The following is an 18,993-nucleotide window of genomic DNA, read 5'->3' as shown; positions in this document are numbered from 1 at the left end:
TCTCTGGGATTTATAAAAATGAAAAAGTGCAGACTGATACTCTGCGGCTTACTGCTGGCCAGCGCCAGCAGCCACGCCGTGACGATTGACCTTCGCCATGAATGGCTGGACGACAGTAAACAACATAAAGACCGCGCGATGGTATCGCACCGTTTTGCCAACGGATTTGGTTTCTCGCTGGAAGCCAAATGGAAGTCTGGTGGAGACAATCCTAATAAACCTTTTAATAATCTGGTAGATAATGGTACAGAGAGCACTATAAGCTATCAGTACAAGATTACGCCAAAGGTGTTTGTCCAGCCAGGTTTTACACTGGAATCCAGTTCAGACAGCAGTATCTATAAACCGTTTTTAACCGCGGGATATACATTCGACAGCGGCATCTATTTTAACGCCCGTTACCGTTATGAATATACGCGATATACCAAAGATAATACCGATGACCGTAAGACCAACCGTGGTGAAATATGGTTAGGTTATCGTGTCGCCGACTGGCGGTTTGAATATAACTACATTTATAAGCACAGCGATCAGATTCTTTACGATAATGATAAATGGGATTACGAGCAGGATCTGAAAGTTGCCTACAATATTAATAAACAATGGACTCCTTATGCGCAAATCGGCAATGTGTCGGTCAGAAAAACCACCGATGAAAGACAGACACGCTTCCGCTTAGGGATCCAATATAATTTCTGACAGATAGTTTCTGATCCCTCAGGCTCATAGTATTACTCCACGCCGGTCACATCTTTGGCCGGCGTTTCCCGTTTTGAGAGTTTGCGCCCGTTCAAAATTCTGCTCACTGCGGATGTGGTTTGGACAAGGTTCAGTTAGTCTTTGGCATTCATACAAGTGATGAAATCTTGTACATAATTAACCCCTATGATGAAACGGAATTTATGCCTGCTATCACCTCGCTGAAAAAACACTCTGCGTTACTTTCCTTAGCCTTTCTGCTGCCCGCGATCCTGACGGTCAACACTGTCCGCGCTTCAGATGAAATCGCTTTCTGGAACATGCCACAATTTGGCGGGAATAGCTTTAACCGGCTGCCACCTGACAGCGCTTATTTCACCGCACTCCACGGATATGGCGCAACCTGGGTGCGGCTTTCATATGACAAATGGCAACCCGCCGGGCGGGATTTTCTGCTCGGTGATGCCAGCGATTATCAGGGACTGGTTCCGCAGGATCTGGCCACGCTGAAGGCCGCCCTCGGCCGTGCCCATACCGCAGGTCTGAAAGTGGTGATCACGCCTTTATCGTTACCGGGAATGCGCTGGTCGCAAAATAACAATAATCAGTTCGACGGACGGCTCTGGCAGGACAAAACCTACTGGCAACAGAGCGCGGCATTCTGGCATGATCTGGCTAAAGCACTGAAAGATTCTCCCGGCGTAGCCGCCTATAACCTCATTAATGAGCCTGCGCCGGAGAAGCAGGGCGGGCTGGCGGAACATGCTTCTGCTGCCGACATGCAGCGCTGGTATCAGCAACATCAGGGCACCGCACGTGACCTTCCGGCATTTTATCAGATGCTCATTAAAGCCATCCGCGAAGTGGATCCGCGGACGCCCATAATGCTGGACAGCGGCTGGTATGCCGCCGCAGACAGTTTCGCTTACTGGCCGAAAGCGTCAGAGGATCAACGTGTGCTTTACAGCTTCCACATGTATGAGCCCTACGAAGCCATGGGCGGGCCAAATCTGAAACGCGCGAAACCTTATCAGTATCCGGGAGACGTGCCGTTCGGTGGCAAAAAGGGGATGTGGAACGCTCAGCGGGTAGCAGACTATCTTCAACAGCCTTTTGACTGGGCGAAAAAGCAGGGGATCCCGTCCAACCGGATGGTTGCCGGGGAATTCGGGTGCATCCGTTTACTCAATGGCTGCCGGCAGTATCTCAACGACGTGCTGACTGTGCTGGATAAAAATCAGGCGCATTGGGCGTTTTACAGTTTCCGTGAAGACAGCTGGGATGCCATGGATTACGAACTGGGGAAAAGCAAAGTTCCGTGGTCTTACTGGCAGGCTATTGAACAAAAAAAACCTGACCGGCTCAAACGTCATTCCACACCGGAATTTGAACCTGTCAGTTGCCGCCTTGAGGCAAATAAACCTCACCAGTAAATAACAGGGTATTGAGGTTCGTTTATATTTGGGAATTAACCTCTCTCAAATATAAACGAACGGTTTTAATCTGATTTTGCGGGTTGACAATAATAGGCGCTCTGGGTAAATTGCACGAGCCGGAAGTAGCGGCCTTTATTAACTTTACATAAGAGACTAATGGACACTGTAACCAGTAGCTTGCCGGATGACGCTGAAATAGCGCGCCGGAACAGTAAACATAAAATCGATTGTGATCATTTCATCGTTTGGGTGTGCCTCGCCAGAGCCTGATGCTCTCGTGTAATCCCACCTCAACCTGAATGTCACGGTCCCGAGGTGTGTTATGAAGTTCAAATCTACCCTTTTTTCTGATGTCAAAACAGTGACATCCACTTTGCGTGTCCGCCCGTCCCGCGACCGGACGCTGGCTGCGCGCAAAAAAGACTCTGCATCTGTTTTTTCTTCTAAAATCAACAAACTGAATCACCGCGTCACGACGTGGCGGGTCAGTCCTGTCACCGGTCAGCTGGAACAACGCTGCATCGTTTCTGACAGCGAAGAACCTCAAAGTCGGGTTTCCCTTCACTGATTCAACGCAAGCATTACGCTGCGCTGAACATCGTCTTGACGCATGCCTGATGGCAATTGTCTTTTTATTATTGCCACCCTAAAAAGTGACGTAATAAAAAAACCCGCCGGTTATGCATCATTAAAAGACACACAATCAATTTCACTCTGTTTATTCACTTTTTAATTAAAGGAAAATAAACGGCGGGGAATTCTGCGCAAAAAATAATTAAATACCGATCACTGAAATAACGTAAAGGGATCCTGCTGTCTGAAATTAACAGACTGCGGATTTCACCTGGTCGTTATCCGGTGACAGGAGCATCACCATGACTGCACATAACCAAAACATCGCAGAAAGAAAAAAACAGGCGCTCTCCATGCGCGCCGCTCAGGAAGCCAATAATGGGGTGGAAGTCACCCTCATCAATGTCAGTTCGAGCCGCGAAGGCCTGACGCATCAAAGTGCGGCCCAGCGTCTGGAAAAACAAGGGTACAACGAAGTGGCTCACGACAAGCCGCCTCACATGCTGGTTCAGCTGGTTAAAGCTTTCAATAATCCGTTTATTTATGTGCTCACCGTGCTGGCAATTATCAGCTTCTTTACCGATTACTGGTTGCCGCTGCGTGCGGGGGAAGAAACCGATCTGACGTCGGTTTATATCATCGGCGCGATGGTCGGTCTGAGCGGGCTGGTGCGTTTCTGGCAGGAATATCGCTCTGCCAAATCCGCCGAAGCGCTGAAAGCAATGGTCCGCACGACGGCCACCGTGTTACGTCGTGAACTACCAGGTAAAGAGGGCAAACTGTGTGAGATCCCGATGCGCCAGCTGGTGGTGGGCGACATCGTGCAACTTTATGCCGGGGATATGATCCCGGCGGATGTCCGGCTGCTGGAATCGCGGGATCTGTTTATCAGTCAGGCCGTGCTGACCGGCGAAGCGTTGCCGGTCGAAAAGTACGACACGCTGGGCAACGTCGCCCAAAAATCAGCGGATGAAAGCGGGGCGGAAAACGAGAATCTGCTGGATATCCCGAACATCTGCTTTATGGGCACCAATGTAGTCAGCGGCACGGCATTAGCGGTGGTGGTCGCCACAGGCCCGCGCACCTATTTCGGTTCGCTGGCAAAAGCCATTGTCGGCACCCGCGCGCAGACGGCCTTTGACCGCGGCGTGAACAGCGTCAGCTGGTTGCTGATCCGCTTCATGCTGGTGATGGTGCCGGTCGTGTTCCTGATCAACGGCATCATGAAAGGTGAGTGGTGGGACGCGCTGCTGTTCGCGGTGGCGGTTGCCGTCGGTCTGACGCCTGAAATGCTGCCCATGATCGTCAGCGCCAATCTGGCGAAAGGTGCGATGGCAATGGCGAAGCGCAAGGTGGTGGTGAAACGCCTGAATGCTATCCAGAACCTCGGTGCAATGGACGTGTTATGTACCGATAAAACCGGCACGCTGACGCAGGATAAAATCATCCTTGAGCACCATATCAACACGCACGGCAAGAAAGACGCCTCGGTGCTGGAACTGGCGTGGCTGAACAGCTACCACCAGAGCGGCATCAAAAATCTGATGGATCAGGCGGTTATCTGGTTTTCTGATAACACGCCAGGCTTTGTGAAACCACAGGGTTACAGCAAGGTCGATGAAATGCCGTTCGATTTCGTGCGCCGTCGTTTGTCCGTGGTCGTTAAAGACCGCAACGCAAACCATCTGCTGGTGTGTAAAGGCGCGGTGGAAGAAATGCTGAGCATTTCCACGCATATCAGCGAAAACGACAATGTGGTGGAACTGACCGAAGCGCGGCGCGATGCGTTGCTGGCGATGTCGAATGAGTACAACAAAGACGGTTTCCGCGTGCTGGTGGTCGCGACCCGCGAAATCCGTCGCGCAGAAACCAAAAAGCAGTATGGCACTGCCGATGAGCACGACCTGATTATTCACGGATTCCTGACCTTCCTGGATCCGCCAAAAGAAACTGCCGGTCCGGCGATTGCCGCGATGCGCGATATCGGCGTCACCGTGAAAGTGCTCACCGGCGATAACGCGGTGGTGACCAGCCGCATCTGCCGTCAGGTCGGGCTGGAGCCGGGTGAGCCGCTGCTGGGGCCGCAGATTGAACGTCTGGATGACGTGTCGCTGCGTGAACTGGTCGAGGAGCGCACGGTCTTTGCGAAACTCACGCCGCTGCAAAAATCCCGCGTACTGAAAGCTTTGCAGGCCAACGGGCATACGGTCGGATTTTTGGGGGACGGGATTAACGATGCGCCTGCGCTGCGCGATGCCGACGTCGGGATTTCCGTCGACAGCGGCACCGATATCGCCAAGGAATCCGCCGATATCATCCTGCTCGAAAAAAGCCTGATGGTGCTGGAAGAGGGCGTGCTGAAAGGGCGCGAGACGTTCGGCAATATCATGAAGTATCTGAACATGACCGCCAGCTCGAACTTCGGCAACGTGTTCTCGGTACTGGTCGCCAGCGCGTTTATTCCGTTCCTGCCAATGCTGGCTATCCAACTGCTGCTGCAAAACCTGATGTACGACATCTCCCAGCTGGCGCTGCCGTGGGACAAAATCGACAAAGAGTTCCTGAAAAAACCGCGCAAGTGGGACGCTAAAAACATCGGTCGTTTCATGGTGTGGATTGGCCCGACCTCGTCGATTTTCGATATGACCACTTTTGCGCTGATGTGGTACGTGTTCAGCGCCAACAGTGAACATATGCAGACGCTGTTCCAGTCCGGCTGGTTCGTGGAAGGCTTGCTGTCGCAGACACTGGTGGTTCACATGCTGCGCACCCAGAAAATTCCGTTCATTCAGAGCACCGCCGCCTGGCCGGTGATGCTGATGACCGGTCTGGTGATGGCGATTGGGATTTACGTGCCGTTTTCGCCGCTCGGTCCGGTAGTCGGTTTGCAGGCGCTGCCGTGGGAATACTTCCCGTGGCTGGCCGGTACGCTGCTCGCTTACTGCTGCGTGGCGCAGGGCATGAAGACCTTCTATATCCGCCGCTTCAAACAGTGGTTCTGATCCGCTGATCACAGGTGCCGCAGCTAATCGCGGCACCTGCTTTTATCGTGACTTTGCTGTTGGTAACGGTTTTTACACCACAAAAACAACCCTGAAAAAGGGGACACTCTTATGATTATGACCACTCAATCCGGAACCACACTGCTTATCCATCTGGCAGGCGCCATTGCGCTGCTGCTGTGGGGTTCTCACATGATTTCAACTGCGCTCCAGCGCGGATTTGGTACACCGCTGCGTCACTGGATGGGGCGACATCTCACCAACCGCTGGATGGCGCTGTTCGCCGGTATCGGCATAACCGGCCTGTTGCAAAGCAGCACTGCGGTCAGCCTGATGGCGACCTCATTTACTGCCGCCGGAACACTGAGTCTGGCACCCGCGCTGGCGGTTATGCTCGGCGCGAATATCGGCTCGACGCTGGTGGTTCAGCTAATGAGTTTCAACACCGAAATTGCCGTTCCTTTGCTGATACTGAGCGGGTTCGTGGTGTTCAAACGTCGTGACCATTCCGGTTTTGAAAGTGCGGGCTGCGCGCTGATAGGGCTCGGCCAGATGCTGCTGGGGCTCGGCATGCTCAGCGCCACGCTGGGACATATCGAAACCACGCCGGTATTTCACGCCGTGATGCAGGGGCTGGAGGGCGATACGCTGATTGCGCTAATGGTCGCCATTATTCTCACGCTGATTTGTCATTCCAGCGTGGCGGTTATTTTGCTGATCGCCTCGCTTGCCGCTACCGGCGTGATGACCCCGGTCACTGCGATGGTGCTGGTGCTGGGCGCAAATATCGGCGGGGCGTTGCCGCCGCTGCTGAATGCCGGTTCAGCGGTAGCGCGCCGTCTGCCGCTGGGGAATCTGCTGGTGCGTGGCGCGGGATGCGTGGTGGCACTCGCGCTGATGCCGCTGCTGGGCAAACTGGCTGCCGGTCTTTCGCTGACCACGCCGCAGCTGGTGGTGATGTTCCATACTGCGTTCAGCGCCATTCTTGCGGTGATGTTTATCGGTTTGACCGGCCCGCTGGCGCGCGCACTGGAACGTTTTTTCCCGGAAGAAGAACGGCCGGCAGATCCGGGAATGCCGATGTATCTCGACGAAGCGGGGCTGGGTATTGCCTATATCGGGCTGTCCAATTCCGTGCGCGAATCGCTGCGCGTTGCCGATATGCTCAACGTCATGTTAGAGCGCCTGCGTGCGCTGTTTGTCGCGCCGGATCCGCTGAAGGCTGGCGAAATCCGTCAGGCCGACCACTCCCTCGACGAGCTGAGTGCGGCGATCCGTGCGTATCTGGCGGATATCGGGCAGGAAGGGCTAAGCGATTCCGATGCCGACCGGGCGCAGGAGATCCTGATGTTTGTCATCAACATTGAACACGCAGGCGACATTCTTTCCAGCAGCCTGACGCAGCTGGCGACCCGCCGTGCGCGCCGTGGCGAGCTGTTCAGCGAGTTCGAGCTGCAAAATATCGGCCTGCTGCACACGGAAATCCTGACGAGCCTGCGTCTGGCGATCACCGCATTCCTTGGCGAGGATTTACCGGCTGCACATCAGCTGGTGGCGCGTAAAGAAGTCGTGCGCCAGATAGAAGCCACTGCCAGCCGCGAGCATTTCAGAAAGCTGCGTGACGATAAGAATGCCTGGGCGGAATCCGGGGATATCTTCCAGCGGGTGTTGCGCGATTACCGGCGCGTGCATCATCACATCGCCGCCGTCGCTTATCCGGTGATTGACCGTCTGAGTGAGGAAGACATCATCACCGACGAAACCGGTGCAGAAGCCTGAATGCTCAACAATAAATGGCCATCATAAGAAGAAAAAGAGGGGAAGCTGATGAGGGTTCTGATTTGCGCAGGGCGCTTTTATGCCGATATACATACGGTGACACGGGTGCTGGATTTATATGTTCAATCACAAACCGTCAGCGTGATTATTCACGGCGGCCATCAGTCGCTTGGGGGAATAATTGAACGCTGGGCGCGCGGCGTAAATGTCCACGTCGTGCGCTATCCGGCCAACTGGTCATTGCACGGTAAATACGCGGAAATTCGCCGCATTTTCTTTATGTTTGAAGACAGCAGACCGGATGTGGTGCTGGCTTTTTCAGGCGGAGAAGACACGGCGCAGTGTGTTGCGCTGGCGAACAGGAGGGGGATCAAAGTGATTGATATCGGACAATATCTTAACGAGTGACATTGTCACTTTATCGGGGGGTTTCTGAAGTTTATTTCAATGCAGACCGGCACCGGCGGGCTTGTGGATAAATCTGATAATCCCGCCGGTGCTCTGATAAGGGGCTATATTTGTTTATTCGAAATTTGTTTACTCGAAATTCGAAAATAAAAAACAAGAAAACGCCCGAAGGTTTTCAGCGCAATGATGCGTTGTGTCGTAACTTATCAGCAGGAGAACTACTTTGACCTCAGAAATTCAGGAAAACACCTCCGAAACACCGCTACTTCCGCACCCGGACAGTCAACAATACGCCTTCTTTTTCGATGTCGATGGCACCCTCGCCGAAATCTGCGATGAGCCCGACGCCGTGACCATTCCGTCCGACGTCCGCCAGCATTTGCAGACGTTGTTTGCTGCGTCCTCCGGCGCGCTGGCGCTGATTTCCGGCCGTCCGGTTGAACAACTGGATCAGCTGGTCACGCCGTTAATTCTGCCCGCAGCGGGTGTCCACGGCGCAGAAATGCGCGATGGCGCGGGACAATTTCACCGCGTGACGTTACCGGCGCAGATGGCAAAAGACGTTGAAGAAACGCTCGCCGCCGGGATGCAAAAACTTCCCGGCACGTTGCTGGAAATCAAAGGAATGGCCTTCGCGCTGCATTACCGTCAGGCGATGCTCCATCAGCAGCACGTTCTCGAACTGGCGGAATCGGTGGTGGCGAAACACCCTGAGCTGGTGCTCCAGCCCGGGAAATGCGTCATTGAAATCAAGCCGCGCGGCAAAGACAAAGGCGCGGCGATTTATGATTTTATGCAGCAACCGCCGTTTGCAGGACGTGTGCCGGTGTTTGTCGGTGACGATCTGACCGACGAAAAGGGCTTTGAAGTCGTCAACGCGATGAATGGCATTTCCGTTAAAGTTGGCGAAGGTTCAAGCCTGGCGCAGTACCGTGTTAAAACCGTTCACGACGTTTACCGCTGGATAGATGCGTTACAACGTCACACACTCACTGTTAACAAGGAGTCTGAATTATGAGCCGCCTGGTTGTTGTTTCTAACCGTATTGCTATTCCTGACGGGTCGAAGTCCGCAGGCGGGCTGGCCGTGGGGATCCTTGACGCACTGAAAAATACTTCCGGCCTGTGGTTTGGCTGGAACGGCGAAATCAGCGAGATTTCCGGCGAAGACGACCAGGATGAGCTGAGTGTGGTCGAAGATGACGGCATCACTTATGCCTCGGTGCCGCTGGATCAGAACGATTACGACCTCTATTACTGCCAGTTTTCCAATGCCGTACTCTGGCCAGCGCTGCATTACCGCACCGATCTGGTCGATTTCCAGCGTGAAGCCTGGGACGGCTACTGTCGCGTCAATGACCTGCTGGCGAAAAGATTACAGCCGCTGATTAAAGACGACGATATTCTGTGGATCCACGATTACCACCTGCTGCCATTCGCCGCCGCGTTACGCAAGCTGGGCGTGAAAAACCGCATCGGTTTCTTCCTGCATATTCCGTTCCCGACGCCGGAAATCTTCAACGCCGTACCGACGCACGATGAGCTTATCAAAATGATGAGCGAATACGATCTGCTCGGTTTCCAGACTGAAAGCGACCGTCAGGCGTTTCTGGATAATCTGAGTCAGCTGACGTCGCTGGAACAGACGGATTCCGGCACGCATCAGGCGTTTGGCAATACGTTTACGACCGGCGTGTATCCGATCAGCATTGCGCCAGAAAGTATCAAAGAGATGGCGGAAGGGCCGCTGCCACCGAAAATGGCGGCCATTGAACGCGAACTTCGCGAAGCGCAAAATATTATTTCCTGCGAACGTCTTGATTACACCAAAGGACTGCCGGAGCGTTTTCTGGCCTTTGAAGCGTTGCTGGAAAAATTCCCGCAGCATCGCGGCAAAGTGCGTTATACCCAGATTGCGCCGACCTCGCGCGGCGATGTGCAGGCGTATCAGGAACTGCGTCATCAGCTGGAAACCGAAGTCGGGCGCATCAACGGTAAATACGGCAGCATGAATCAGACGCCGCTGTTTTATCTCAATCAGCATTTCCAGCGCAGTCTGCTGATGAAATTGTTCCGCCTGACCGATGTCGGGCTGGTGACGCCGCTGCGTGACGGCATGAATCTGGTGGCGAAAGAATATGTCGCGGCACAGGATCCGGCAGACCCCGGTGTGCTGGTACTTTCGCAATTCGCAGGGGCGGCGAATGAACTGACGTCAGCATTGATTGTCAATCCTTATGACCGTGATGACGTGGCGGCGGCGCTGGATAAAGCCCTGACCATGCCCCTGGCCGAACGTCAGGCGCGTTACAACGACATGATGGCCGTGCTGACTAAAAATGATATCGCGAACTGGGGTGAAACCTATTTGCGCGATCTGCACAATCTGACGCTGCACGGCCGGCAATAAAACGCCGTCGTTCGCTGTCTCAATGTTTAAAGCCCTCAAACCAAAAGGCTGTAGCTTATGCTAAATGAGAAACACCAGACGAAGGAGATCGCAGCACTGGAAGGCGAAGAGTTTCGTCTGAGCGAACTCGAGCCTATTGAGCTGATCCTTGACCGGATGATGGACGCCGAACCGGAACCGGAGATGATCGAAGGGCTGCCGCCTTCCGATGCTTTAACGCCGGCTGACCGTTATATGGAACTGTTCACCAGCGTTCAGTCTTCGCAATTGTTTGCCGACAGCAAAACCTTTCCCGATTGCCCGCCCAAAATGGATCCGCTGGATATCCTGCTGCGTTACCGGCGGATCAAAAACCATCCGGGCTTTAACCTGAAACGCTTTGTCGAGGCGCATTTCTGGCTGCCGGAACCGCACGGTGATGAATACGTGTCTGATCCCGGTGATTCGCTTAAACAGCACATCGACAAACTCTGGCCGGTGCTGACGCGCCAGCCGGAAGACCACGTGTCCTGGTCGTCACTTTTGCCCCTTCCACAGGCTTACGTGGTACCCGGCGGGCGTTTTGGCGAAACCTACTATTGGGATTCGTACTTCACCATGCTGGGCCTGGCGGAAAGTGGTCGTAACGATTTGCTGCGCACCATGGCCGATAATTTTGCGTGGATGATCGAGATTTACGGGCATATCCCTAACGGTAACCGCACTTATTATCTCAGCCGCTCGCAGCCGCCGGTCTTTGCGCTGATGGTCGAACTGTTTGAAGAGGACGGCGTGCGCGGCGCGCGTCGTTATCTTGATCATCTGAAAATGGAATATGAATTCTGGATGGACGGTGCCGATTCACTGGCGCCCAATCAGGCTTACCGCCATGCGGTGTGTCTGCCTGACGGCACGTTGCTCAACCGTTACTGGGATGACAGGGACACGCCGCGTGATGAGTCCTGGCGCGAAGATGTGGAAACCGCGAAGCACTCGAGTCGTCCCGCCAATGAAGTATATCGAGACCTGCGCGCCGGTGCCGAATCCGGTTGGGATTACTCCTCGCGCTGGCTGCGTGATGGCCACCGGCTGGCCAGTATCCGCACCACGCAGTTTATTCCCATCGACCTGAACGCGTTTTTATTCAAACTGGAAAGCGCCATTGCTAATATTTCCGGGCTGAATAACGACCGGGCAACCGAAGCGGAATTCCGGCAAAAAGCGGAAAACCGACGCGAAGCCATCAACCGCTACTTGTGGGATGAAACCGAAGGGTGCTTCCGTGATTACGACTGGCACCGTCAGCAGCTGGCGCTGTTTTCAGCCGCCAGCGTGGTGCCGCTGTACGTCGGACTGGCCACACACCATCAGGCCGTGCGTATTGCACAAGCAGTACAGTCACGCCTGCTGACACCGGGTGGGCTGATGACCACTGAATACGAAACCGGCGAACAGTGGGATAAACCTAACGGCTGGGCGCCGCTGCAATGGATGGCAATTCAGGGGTTCAAGCTGTATGGCAACGACGCACTGGGCGACCAGATTGCCCGCAGCTGGCTGAAAACTGTGAATCAGTTTTATCAGCAAAATCATAAACTCATCGAGAAATACCACATTTCCGGTGGTGCGCCGCGTGAAGGTGGCGGCGGGGAATACCCGTTACAGGACGGCTTCGGCTGGACCAACGGCGTTGTGCGCCGCCTGATAGGTTTATACGGCGAAAACTACGACTGATACGCTTTTTCATCACCACTCTGACCCTGCTCCACCAGCCAGTCTTCAAAGGCTTGGTGGAGCAGGGTTTTCTGTACACCGACCGGTGTCAGAGCGAAATACTGACAAGGCGCGACGGTGATTTCCGGGAATAGCGGCACCAGATTTCCGCGACTGATTTCCGCCGATAACGTACTGACCGGCCCCAGCCCGACACCCATCCCTTCCAGCATCGCATGCAACGAAACGTGAAAATGGTCATACCGGCGAAAACCGCTGACCGGTGCTTTACCAAGCCCTGCGGCTGCCAGCCACAAATTCCAGTGACCGGGACGCGTCAGCGTTTCAATACGCAGACAATTCAGCACATCTTCTGGTTTTTTAATCGTCAAACGGCTGAGCAGTGCGGGTGAGGCCATCAGGCAATGAGTATCACCAAGAAAGGGGATTGCCGAATACTGCGTGGCGCTGAGTTCACGGCGGATCAGCAGATCGTAATGCCCGACAATGTGCAGCTGTTCGGTATTGGCGGTCGAAATCTGTAAGTTGGCTGCCGGAAAGCGGGCGTAAAAATCATCGAGCCGCGGCAGCAGCCATTTCAGGCTCATGGTAGTTGGCACGCTGACGTTGAAGACATTATTGCGCCCGCCGTTGCCGTAGCGCAGGGCGATATCAGACAGCGTATCAAACGCGCTGCCCAGTTCCCGCGCCAGCGTCAGGGCATAAGGCGTCGGCACCCGCCGTTGTCCTTCCTTTGTGAATAAATTCACGCCAAACCATTTCTCCACCACCTGAATGTGGCGGCTGACCGCGCCGTGCGTGATGCAAAGCTCCTGCGCTGCGGCGGTATAACTGCCCGCGTGGCAGGCCACAAAAAAGGCGCGCAGCGCCGTCAGCGGGGGAAGTGCGTGCATGAATTCTCCTTTTACTCACCATTATGTGACTTTTTATCACGGGTCATGCCCGCAGCCCAGCGCTAACATCGCCGCTATCACTTATCAGCAAAGGAGAGGCAACGTGTTATATGCGGTTATTGCCATTACGGGCATTCTTGCGGGCATTATCAGCGGCATGGTGGGCACCGGCAGTTCGATTATTTTACTGCCCGCACTGGCCTGGACGTTCGGGCCAAAAACCGCCATCCCGGTGATGGCCGTTGCCGCGATTGTCGGCAATATTTCCCGCGTGCTGCTGTGGCGTAAAGACATCAATCTGAAAGCGTTCTTTCTGTATTCCGTGCCCGGTATTCCGGCAGCCGTGCTGGGCGCGAATACCCTGTGGGTGATGCCCGCGCGGCTCTCGGATATCTGCATCGGCCTGTTCTTTTTTTTGCTGATCCCTCTGCGCCACTTTGCAAAAACCAAAGCGCTGCCCCTCACCGGCCTGCAACTGGCGCTGGCGGGCGCACTGACCGGATTTCTGACCGGCGTGGTGTTCTCAACCGGCCCGCTGACCATTCCCATTTTCGCCGGTTACGGACTGGTGAAAGGCGCATTGCTCTCGACCGAAGCGGCGGCCTCCTTTGCGATTTACTTCGCCAAAGCCTCGACCTTTAGTGCCATTGGTGCAATGCCGTGGCATGTGCTGGTCAGCGGTTTACTGGTTGGCGGGACGTTGGTGGCCGGCATGCTAATCGGTAAAAAGTGGGTCGTCCGTATTTCAGATAACGCATTCAACCGGCTGATCGATGTGATGCTTCTGGTGGCGGGCGCGTCGCTGCTGCGGGATGCGTTTTTCTGAGAGGTTTTTGGCGTCAGAGAAAACATCCGCACAGCAATTTTGTTCAAGATTTTCCAAAACAGAGTCGGTATACAGAAACCTCTTTTCCAGAAATACGTCATTCCGGTACAGTAATCCCCATGCAAGAACAGGCAAATTATTATCATCTGGCCGAATTTAACGGGCTGGAGATGCTTAACGCGCGATACCGTGAACAATGTTTTTCGCGTCACGTCCATGAAACGTTTTGCATCTTACTGATCGAAAACGGCGCGCAACGGTTTTACCGCAGCGGCGGTGAACACTGCGCGCCACAGGGTCATATCGTGTTGGTCAATCCCGATGAAGTGCATACCGGACAGGCCGGCACCGACACAGGCTGGGCGTACCGCGCCATTTATCCGCATCCTTCGCTGATGCAGGCGTTGTCCCGCGATGTGCTGAGTATCAACGGCGAAATCCCGTGGTTTGCGCAGCCGGTGGTGTATGACCCCGGTCTGGCGCGGCAGCTACAGTTCACCTTTGACGTGCTGATGCAGCCGGGCGATAAGCTGTTCAAGGAAAGCATGCTGATGTCGACGATGACCTGGCTGGTGATGCGCCACTGTTCATCGCCTGTCACGCCGCGCCCGCTGAGCGGTGCCGAAGCACAGGTTCTGCGTATCAGAGACTTACTTAACGATTGTCCTGAAGCCGATTTCGGCCTGACAGAACTGGCTGAAGCCGCGGGGCTGAGCACCTGGCATTTTCTGCGTCAGTTTAAGAAAGTGGTCGGATTATCGCCGCATTCCTGGCTGATTCAGGCGCGGTTACGTAAGGCCAAAGCCTGTCTGCTCGGCGGCGTGCCTATCGGAGAAACAGCGTTGCTGGCCGGATTTGCCGATCAAAGCCATCTCAACCGCCATTTCAAACGGGCGATTGGCGTCACGCCCGGTCAGTTCGTGAAAGCGCATAAAATTTTCTGACCGGCAGCAATCTCATTCAAGACCTGAATTTCCCGCCCGCCTACAGTAGCCGTTCAATCCATTACGGCTTACTTTAAACATGACTCTTTCCAAAAATCTGACCGGCCGCAGCGGTTTTTTGTACGGCATGGTCGCCATGCTGCCGCTGTGTCTGTCGGTTATCCCGTGGGGAATTCTGGCCGGTTCGATGGCGGTGCAGTCCGGCCTGACGTTTTCGCAAAGCCTCGGGATGTCGGCAATTATATACGCCGGAGCCGCGCAGCTGGTGACGCTGGCGATGCTGATGTCCGGTGCCAGTCTGCCGGTGATCGTGGTGTCGGTTTTCTTTCTCACCGCGCAACACTTTTTGTACGGCCTGACGCTGAGAAAACCTGTTTCCGCCTTCGCGGCGCGCCTGCGCATTCCGGTGGGATTTCTGCTGACAGACGAACTGTTCGCACTCAGCGCATCGCATAAAGAGCGCCATCCTCTGACGCCCGGATTTATGATTGGCGCGGGGCTGACTTTTTATCTGTGCTGGGTGTTGTGCAGTCTGGCAGGCATTGTGATGGCGTCGTCAGTGCCTGATCTGGCGCGTTTTCACCTCGATTTTTCCATCATCGCGACATTTGCCTCGCTGGTAGTGCCGATGATTAACCGGCCTGCGGTCCTGGCGGGTGTATGCAGTTCACTGGGCTTATCGATGCTGTTCACCGCGCTGCATTTCTCCGGCGCGATCATCATTGCCGGACTGTCAGGCATGGCGGTTTCACTGATTATTGCGCGGATGTGCGGGGAAAACGAATGAGCTGGACACTGCTTTTGACGTTGGCGGGCGTGGTGTTTTTCAACCGTTATGTATTTCTTGAGCCACGTCTGCCGGTGCGCTTACCGGCATTCGTCAATCAGGCGCTGAAATACGCCGCCCCGTGTTTACTGACCGCAATTTGCGGCCCGATTATCGTGGCTGAAAACGGCGCACTGCGCGCCTTTCCCGATAATCCGTATTTTTGGGGAACCGTCTTCAGCGTGATGTTCGCGCTGTTTATCAGAAATACGGTGGTAGTGGTAATTCTGAGCATGGTGATGTTTTATCTGGTGGGTTCAGTGCTCGCCTGAAACATCCCTTAAGGTCTGGGGTATTTAGCGCGTTTTAATTCCCGGTAATTCTTCGGAAAAACGCGCCGTAATCGCATCACGTTCGTAGCCCTGCCGCTCAGTCAGAGTGTGGTAGAGCTCCGGACGCCTGCCTGCCATCCAACGTCTTCCGGTACTCATCGGAATGAGCGAAAGATCCAGTTCAGCACTCACCATCGCGTCTGCCGCCGCCCAGGTTTCTTTAACGATGCGGCCATAGGGGTCGATGATCATCGCGTTACCGGTGCGGACTTCATCGTCATCTGCGCCCACGCCATTGCTGAACAAGATAAACATACCATTATCGTGCGCCCGTGAAGGCAGCCAGCGCAACAGCCATTCACGACCACTGGCGCCTTTAAAGGCTGCGGTGATTTCCTCCTGGCGCGTGGCGCGTTGTTCCCATAATTCCAGCGGAATGGGTTTCATGCCATAAGGGCTGCGGGAATTTGTGCCGCCGGTCTGATGCGGTGCCAGTAAAATGTCTGCACCCAGCAGCGCCGTCGCCCGCGCGTTTTCCACCAGATTGTTATCCCAGCAAATCAGGATCCCCACTTTCACGCCCCACGGCGTATCAAACACGGTATACGCATCACCGCAACTGATAGAAGGATGTTCAAACGCGTGCATTTTGCGGTGTGTATAAACAGATCCGTCAGGCATACAGGCAGCGTAGGCGTTGTAAAGACGCCCGTCATCGCCGCGTTCGATAAAACCGGCACCAATCAGCATCTGATGTTTCACAGCCAGTTTGCGGATAAGGCGCACGGAGGAACCAGTTTCCACAGATTCGGCCAGCGCCGCCACACCGTCGTTATCCAGTTTCGGCACATGCCAGTAGCCGCTGATACACATTTCCGGAAACGCCAGGATCTGCACGCCGTTAATTGCCGCCTGCTGAATAAAACCTTCCATCATCATCAGGTTATATTTTTTGTTTCCGGCCTGATGCTGAAACTGCACTACCGCCGTTTTAATCGTTGCCGTCATGGTTATTCTCCGTAGCGTTAAGGGGGGAAACTGATCTGGTATCAGAGCTGGTATTAGAGCAATGCGGCTGATAACTTTATAATGAATAGTTTTCTTATTGTGATAACCAAACGGAATGTAAAAATGAATACGCGTTTGCTCAAAGCGTTTGTCACGCTGGCACAGGAAGGGAATTACGCCGCGGCGGCAAATCAGCTTTCCATCTCGCAGCCGGCGTTGACCAAGCAGATCAGTTTGCTGGAATTCACCCTTAACGTGACGCTGTTTGACCGCGGTCGCCACGGCACGGTGCTCACGCCGGGAGGACGACGCCTTTTACCGGAAGCGGAGAAAGTGCTGCGGCAAATGACAGCTTTTATGCAGCACGCCGGTCAGGTGGAAAAGGGCGGAGAAGGGTTGCTTGCGGCGGGGTTCGGTTTGTCGGCGTTTACCTTTGCGCCGCAGTGCATCGCCAGATTCAGGGCAGTGTACCCCGGCGTGGATATCACGCTGGAGGATCTGCCTTCCGCTGTGCAATACGACATGCTGCAAAGCGGGGAATTACAGATTGGATTTGTCCGCGTGCCACCCGCTGCGCCGCTGAGTTATCACGCCTTGTTCGAAGATGAACTGGTGTTTGTGGTACCGGCTGACAACGGCACGACGGTGGCTGGCTGGTTGAAACAGAAACCGCTGCTGCGTTTATACCCCGATCGCGGACGCGGGCTGAATACGCAAACTGACCGCTTTCTGGATGAAAACCAGCTGTACACGTCCTCTGTGCAACAGTCCGAAGATATCCAGACGATTGTCGCGCTGGTTGTGGCCGGAGTCGGCGTGGCGCTGCTGCCCAAAAGCGTCATGCACATTGCGTCGCCCGGCCTGAAAACGCTGCAGCTGAGCGGCAAAGCCACCCGCTGGCTGGTCGGGATCGCCTGGGATCCGCGCAGTGCAGATTTAATCCGCGATAACTTTGTACGGATAGTGACGGAGATGGCAGACGTTGGCTGAAAACAATCAAATCTTTCACCAGCCGTGATCAGTCTTTCTTCTGGTAAATCCCCGGACGGGTGATCACCCAGGTGTAATTGGGTTCGTTGACCGGCGTATAGCCAAACTTTTCGTACAGCCACGGTGCCGTTGAAGTAAAGAGCGCCATCCTGCGCAGTCTGGCGGTGACCGGATGCGACTGGACACATTCAATCAGCCAGGCTCCCAGATTTTTCCCCTGATATTCTTCCAGCACGTACACATCGCACAGGTACGCAAAGGTGGCGTAATCGGTGATGAACCGGGCATAACCGATCTGTTTTTCACCGTCGAACAAACTGAAATTCAGGCTGTTTTCGGCGCCATCGCTCACCGTTTGTTCGTCAATGCCCGGTGCCCAGCTTGAGCGGGTCAGATAGGCGTGGACGGCAGGAATATCCACCTGATTTATATCGGTGGTGATCAGATAGGGGTCTTTAGTCCAGCGGCATACGTCTTTCAGATTGGTCACAGGTTTCTCTCAGTTTCATTGTTCAGATTAATAGTAAAACGGGCTGTTTTACCTTAGCCGCTAAACCTACGAAATTCACGTCATGTCATGCATTTACCTGCACATACGCAGTAAACATATCGGCCAGCGCATCTGCGTAGATTTTTATTTCATCACCCGTGCGGGGACTGGCAGAAAAATCCCTGCCGACAGCGCTGAGCGTGGTGGAAATCAGATCCCGCGCCAGCGCGCGCTTGTCTTCGGCGAGTTCCGGCAAAACTTCACGCATAAAATCGTTAAACACGCTTTCTCCCGCCGCCCGTGCCTCGCGGGCCTGAGGCGCATCGCGATAGAGCGGGGCGGCATCATCGAGCGCACCGCGCATCTGCGCTTCCTCGCATTCTGAACGGATAAATTCATGCACCAGCGTGTGCAGTCGCACCAGCGGCGGCTGCGTGGTGTCAGCAAGAATGGTGCGCAGCATATCGGTGGTCTGCCGCCATTCATCATTTTGCAGCCGAAACAGGATCGCCGCTTTATTAGGGAAATACTGATACAGGGAACCGATGCTGATCCCGGCTCTTTCGGCCACGCGCCCGGTGGTAAACCGGGTCGCGCCTTCCTTAGCTAAAACCTGAGTGGCAGCTTCCAGAATGGTGGCGACCAGCTCCGCAGAACGGGACTGCTTGGGCTCTTTTCGCGAGGAAACCTGCGGGGTCTGGCGGTTTGTCATGGGCGCGTTTTTC

Annotated in this window: 18 protein-coding genes; 14 read left to right on the top strand and 4 right to left on the bottom strand. The window is 54.6% G+C overall.

The genetic code is table 11. The features are described 5' to 3' along the window. Positions 1-18 precede the first annotated feature (18 nt). From D5398_RS17880 to treF, 9 genes are all read left to right on the top strand, one after another. Positions 19-699 (top strand): oligogalacturonate-specific porin KdgM family protein, encoded by a 681-nt coding sequence (locus D5398_RS17880; protein ID WP_120508835.1) that lies wholly within the window; start codon positions 19-21, stop codon positions 697-699. 203 nt (positions 700-902) lie between these two features. Next, the gene (locus tag D5398_RS17875) at positions 903-2,132 is read left to right on the top strand and encodes a glycoside hydrolase family 5 protein (protein ID WP_120508834.1); all 1,230 of its coding nucleotides are present in this window, start codon (positions 903-905) and stop codon (positions 2,130-2,132) included. A 325-nt stretch (positions 2,133-2,457) separates the two neighbouring features. Further along, positions 2,458-2,703 (top strand): hypothetical protein, encoded by a 246-nt coding sequence (locus D5398_RS17870; protein ID WP_120508833.1) that lies wholly within the window; start codon positions 2,458-2,460, stop codon positions 2,701-2,703. 307 nt (positions 2,704-3,010) lie between these two features. Next, entirely contained in the window at positions 3,011-5,710 is a 2,700-nt protein-coding gene (gene mgtA / locus D5398_RS17865) for a magnesium-translocating P-type ATPase (protein ID WP_120508832.1), read from the top strand. A gap of 111 nt (positions 5,711-5,821) precedes the next feature. After that, positions 5,822-7,489, top strand: a complete 1,668-nt coding sequence (locus D5398_RS17860) for a Na/Pi cotransporter family protein (protein WP_244216789.1) — start codon at positions 5,822-5,824, stop codon at positions 7,487-7,489. A 48-nt stretch (positions 7,490-7,537) separates the two neighbouring features. Then, positions 7,538-7,897: a DUF2493 domain-containing protein gene (locus D5398_RS17855; RefSeq protein ID WP_120508831.1), complete on the top strand. Its 360-nt coding sequence runs from the start codon at positions 7,538-7,540 to the stop codon at positions 7,895-7,897. A 223-nt stretch (positions 7,898-8,120) separates the two neighbouring features. Further along, the gene (gene otsB, locus D5398_RS17850; RefSeq protein ID WP_120508830.1) at positions 8,121-8,915 is read left to right on the top strand and encodes a trehalose-phosphatase; all 795 of its coding nucleotides are present in this window, start codon (positions 8,121-8,123) and stop codon (positions 8,913-8,915) included. Beyond that, on the top strand, positions 8,912-10,306 hold the full coding sequence (otsA, locus tag D5398_RS17845; RefSeq protein WP_120508829.1) for an alpha,alpha-trehalose-phosphate synthase: 1,395 nt from the start codon (positions 8,912-8,914) through the stop codon (positions 10,304-10,306). The genes otsB and otsA overlap by 4 nt, the downstream gene beginning before the upstream one ends. Positions 10,307-10,363: 57 nt before the next feature. Further along, positions 10,364-12,019, top strand: a complete 1,656-nt coding sequence (gene treF / locus D5398_RS17840; protein ID WP_120508828.1) for an alpha,alpha-trehalase TreF — start codon at positions 10,364-10,366, stop codon at positions 12,017-12,019. Here treF and D5398_RS17835 read toward each other — a convergent pair. Then, entirely contained in the window at positions 12,010-12,912 is a 903-nt protein-coding gene (locus tag D5398_RS17835) for a LysR substrate-binding domain-containing protein (RefSeq protein WP_120508827.1), read from the bottom strand. The genes treF and D5398_RS17835 overlap by 10 nt on opposite strands. Here D5398_RS17835 and D5398_RS17830 point away from each other — a divergent pair. From D5398_RS17830 to D5398_RS17815, 4 genes are all read left to right on the top strand, one after another. Continuing rightward, a complete protein-coding gene (locus tag D5398_RS17830; RefSeq protein ID WP_120508826.1) occupies positions 12,911-13,738 on the top strand; it encodes a sulfite exporter TauE/SafE family protein in 828 nt (275 codons plus the stop codon). The genes D5398_RS17835 and D5398_RS17830 overlap by 2 nt on opposite strands. Before the next feature lie 119 nt (positions 13,739-13,857). Further along, on the top strand, positions 13,858-14,682 hold the full coding sequence (locus D5398_RS17825) for an AraC family transcriptional regulator (protein WP_120508825.1): 825 nt from the start codon (positions 13,858-13,860) through the stop codon (positions 14,680-14,682). 79 nt (positions 14,683-14,761) lie between these two features. Further along, entirely contained in the window at positions 14,762-15,469 is a 708-nt protein-coding gene (locus tag D5398_RS17820; protein WP_208645999.1) for an AzlC family ABC transporter permease, read from the top strand. Then, positions 15,466-15,780, top strand: coding sequence for an AzlD domain-containing protein (locus tag D5398_RS17815; protein WP_120508824.1), 315 nt, complete (start codon positions 15,466-15,468; stop codon positions 15,778-15,780). The genes D5398_RS17820 and D5398_RS17815 overlap by 4 nt, the downstream gene beginning before the upstream one ends. A 24-nt stretch (positions 15,781-15,804) precedes the next feature. Here D5398_RS17815 and D5398_RS17810 read toward each other — a convergent pair whose 3' ends face one another. Next, complete coding sequence (locus D5398_RS17810) at positions 15,805-16,788, bottom strand: nitrilase family protein (protein WP_120508823.1); 984 nt, start codon at positions 16,786-16,788, stop codon at positions 15,805-15,807. A gap of 123 nt (positions 16,789-16,911) precedes the next feature. Between D5398_RS17810 and D5398_RS17805 the strand changes: the two genes are divergently transcribed. Beyond that, complete coding sequence (locus D5398_RS17805) at positions 16,912-17,778, top strand: LysR family transcriptional regulator (protein WP_120508822.1); 867 nt, start codon at positions 16,912-16,914, stop codon at positions 17,776-17,778. Between the two features lie 28 nt (positions 17,779-17,806). On the opposite strand, the gene D5398_RS17800 is transcribed toward D5398_RS17805, so the two are convergent. Both D5398_RS17800 and D5398_RS17795 read right to left on the bottom strand, forming a co-directional pair. Then, on the bottom strand, positions 17,807-18,268 hold the full coding sequence (locus tag D5398_RS17800; RefSeq protein ID WP_120508821.1) for a GNAT family N-acetyltransferase: 462 nt from the start codon (positions 18,266-18,268) through the stop codon (positions 17,807-17,809). Positions 18,269-18,353: 85 nt separating this feature from the next. Continuing rightward, entirely contained in the window at positions 18,354-18,980 is a 627-nt protein-coding gene (locus tag D5398_RS17795; RefSeq protein WP_120508820.1) for a TetR/AcrR family transcriptional regulator, read from the bottom strand. Positions 18,981-18,993: the final 13 nt, after the last annotated feature.

Origin of the sequence: Rahnella bruchi, from assembly GCF_003614975.1 — a bacterium.
In the GTDB taxonomy this organism is placed as follows: Bacteria; Pseudomonadota; Gammaproteobacteria; order Enterobacterales; family Enterobacteriaceae; genus Rahnella; species Rahnella bruchi.
This window is presented reverse-complemented; position numbering and strand designations above follow the sequence as displayed.

Coding starts and splice junctions, on each gene's coding strand:
- D5398_RS17880 (WP_120508835.1), top strand. CDS start 19: ATGAAAAAGTGCAGACTGATACTCTGCGGCTTACTGCTGGCCAGCGCC.
- D5398_RS17875 (WP_120508834.1), top strand. CDS start 903: ATGCCTGCTATCACCTCGCTGAAAAAACACTCTGCGTTACTTTCCTTA.
- D5398_RS17870 (WP_120508833.1), top strand. CDS start 2,458: ATGAAGTTCAAATCTACCCTTTTTTCTGATGTCAAAACAGTGACATCC.
- mgtA (WP_120508832.1), top strand. CDS start 3,011: ATGACTGCACATAACCAAAACATCGCAGAAAGAAAAAAACAGGCGCTC.
- D5398_RS17860 (WP_244216789.1), top strand. CDS start 5,822: ATGATTATGACCACTCAATCCGGAACCACACTGCTTATCCATCTGGCA.
- D5398_RS17855 (WP_120508831.1), top strand. CDS start 7,538: ATGAGGGTTCTGATTTGCGCAGGGCGCTTTTATGCCGATATACATACG.
- otsA (WP_120508829.1), top strand. CDS start 8,912: ATGAGCCGCCTGGTTGTTGTTTCTAACCGTATTGCTATTCCTGACGGG.
- treF (WP_120508828.1), top strand. CDS start 10,364: ATGCTAAATGAGAAACACCAGACGAAGGAGATCGCAGCACTGGAAGGC.
- D5398_RS17830 (WP_120508826.1), top strand. CDS start 12,911: ATGAATTCTCCTTTTACTCACCATTATGTGACTTTTTATCACGGGTCA.
- D5398_RS17835 (WP_120508827.1), bottom strand. CDS start 12,912: ATGCACGCACTTCCCCCGCTGACGGCGCTGCGCGCCTTTTTTGTGGCC.
- D5398_RS17825 (WP_120508825.1), top strand. CDS start 13,858: ATGCAAGAACAGGCAAATTATTATCATCTGGCCGAATTTAACGGGCTG.
- D5398_RS17820 (WP_208645999.1), top strand. CDS start 14,762: ATGACTCTTTCCAAAAATCTGACCGGCCGCAGCGGTTTTTTGTACGGC.
- D5398_RS17815 (WP_120508824.1), top strand. CDS start 15,466: ATGAGCTGGACACTGCTTTTGACGTTGGCGGGCGTGGTGTTTTTCAAC.
- D5398_RS17810 (WP_120508823.1), bottom strand. CDS start 16,788: ATGACGGCAACGATTAAAACGGCGGTAGTGCAGTTTCAGCATCAGGCC.
- D5398_RS17805 (WP_120508822.1), top strand. CDS start 16,912: ATGAATACGCGTTTGCTCAAAGCGTTTGTCACGCTGGCACAGGAAGGG.
- D5398_RS17795 (WP_120508820.1), bottom strand. CDS start 18,980: ATGACAAACCGCCAGACCCCGCAGGTTTCCTCGCGAAAAGAGCCCAAG.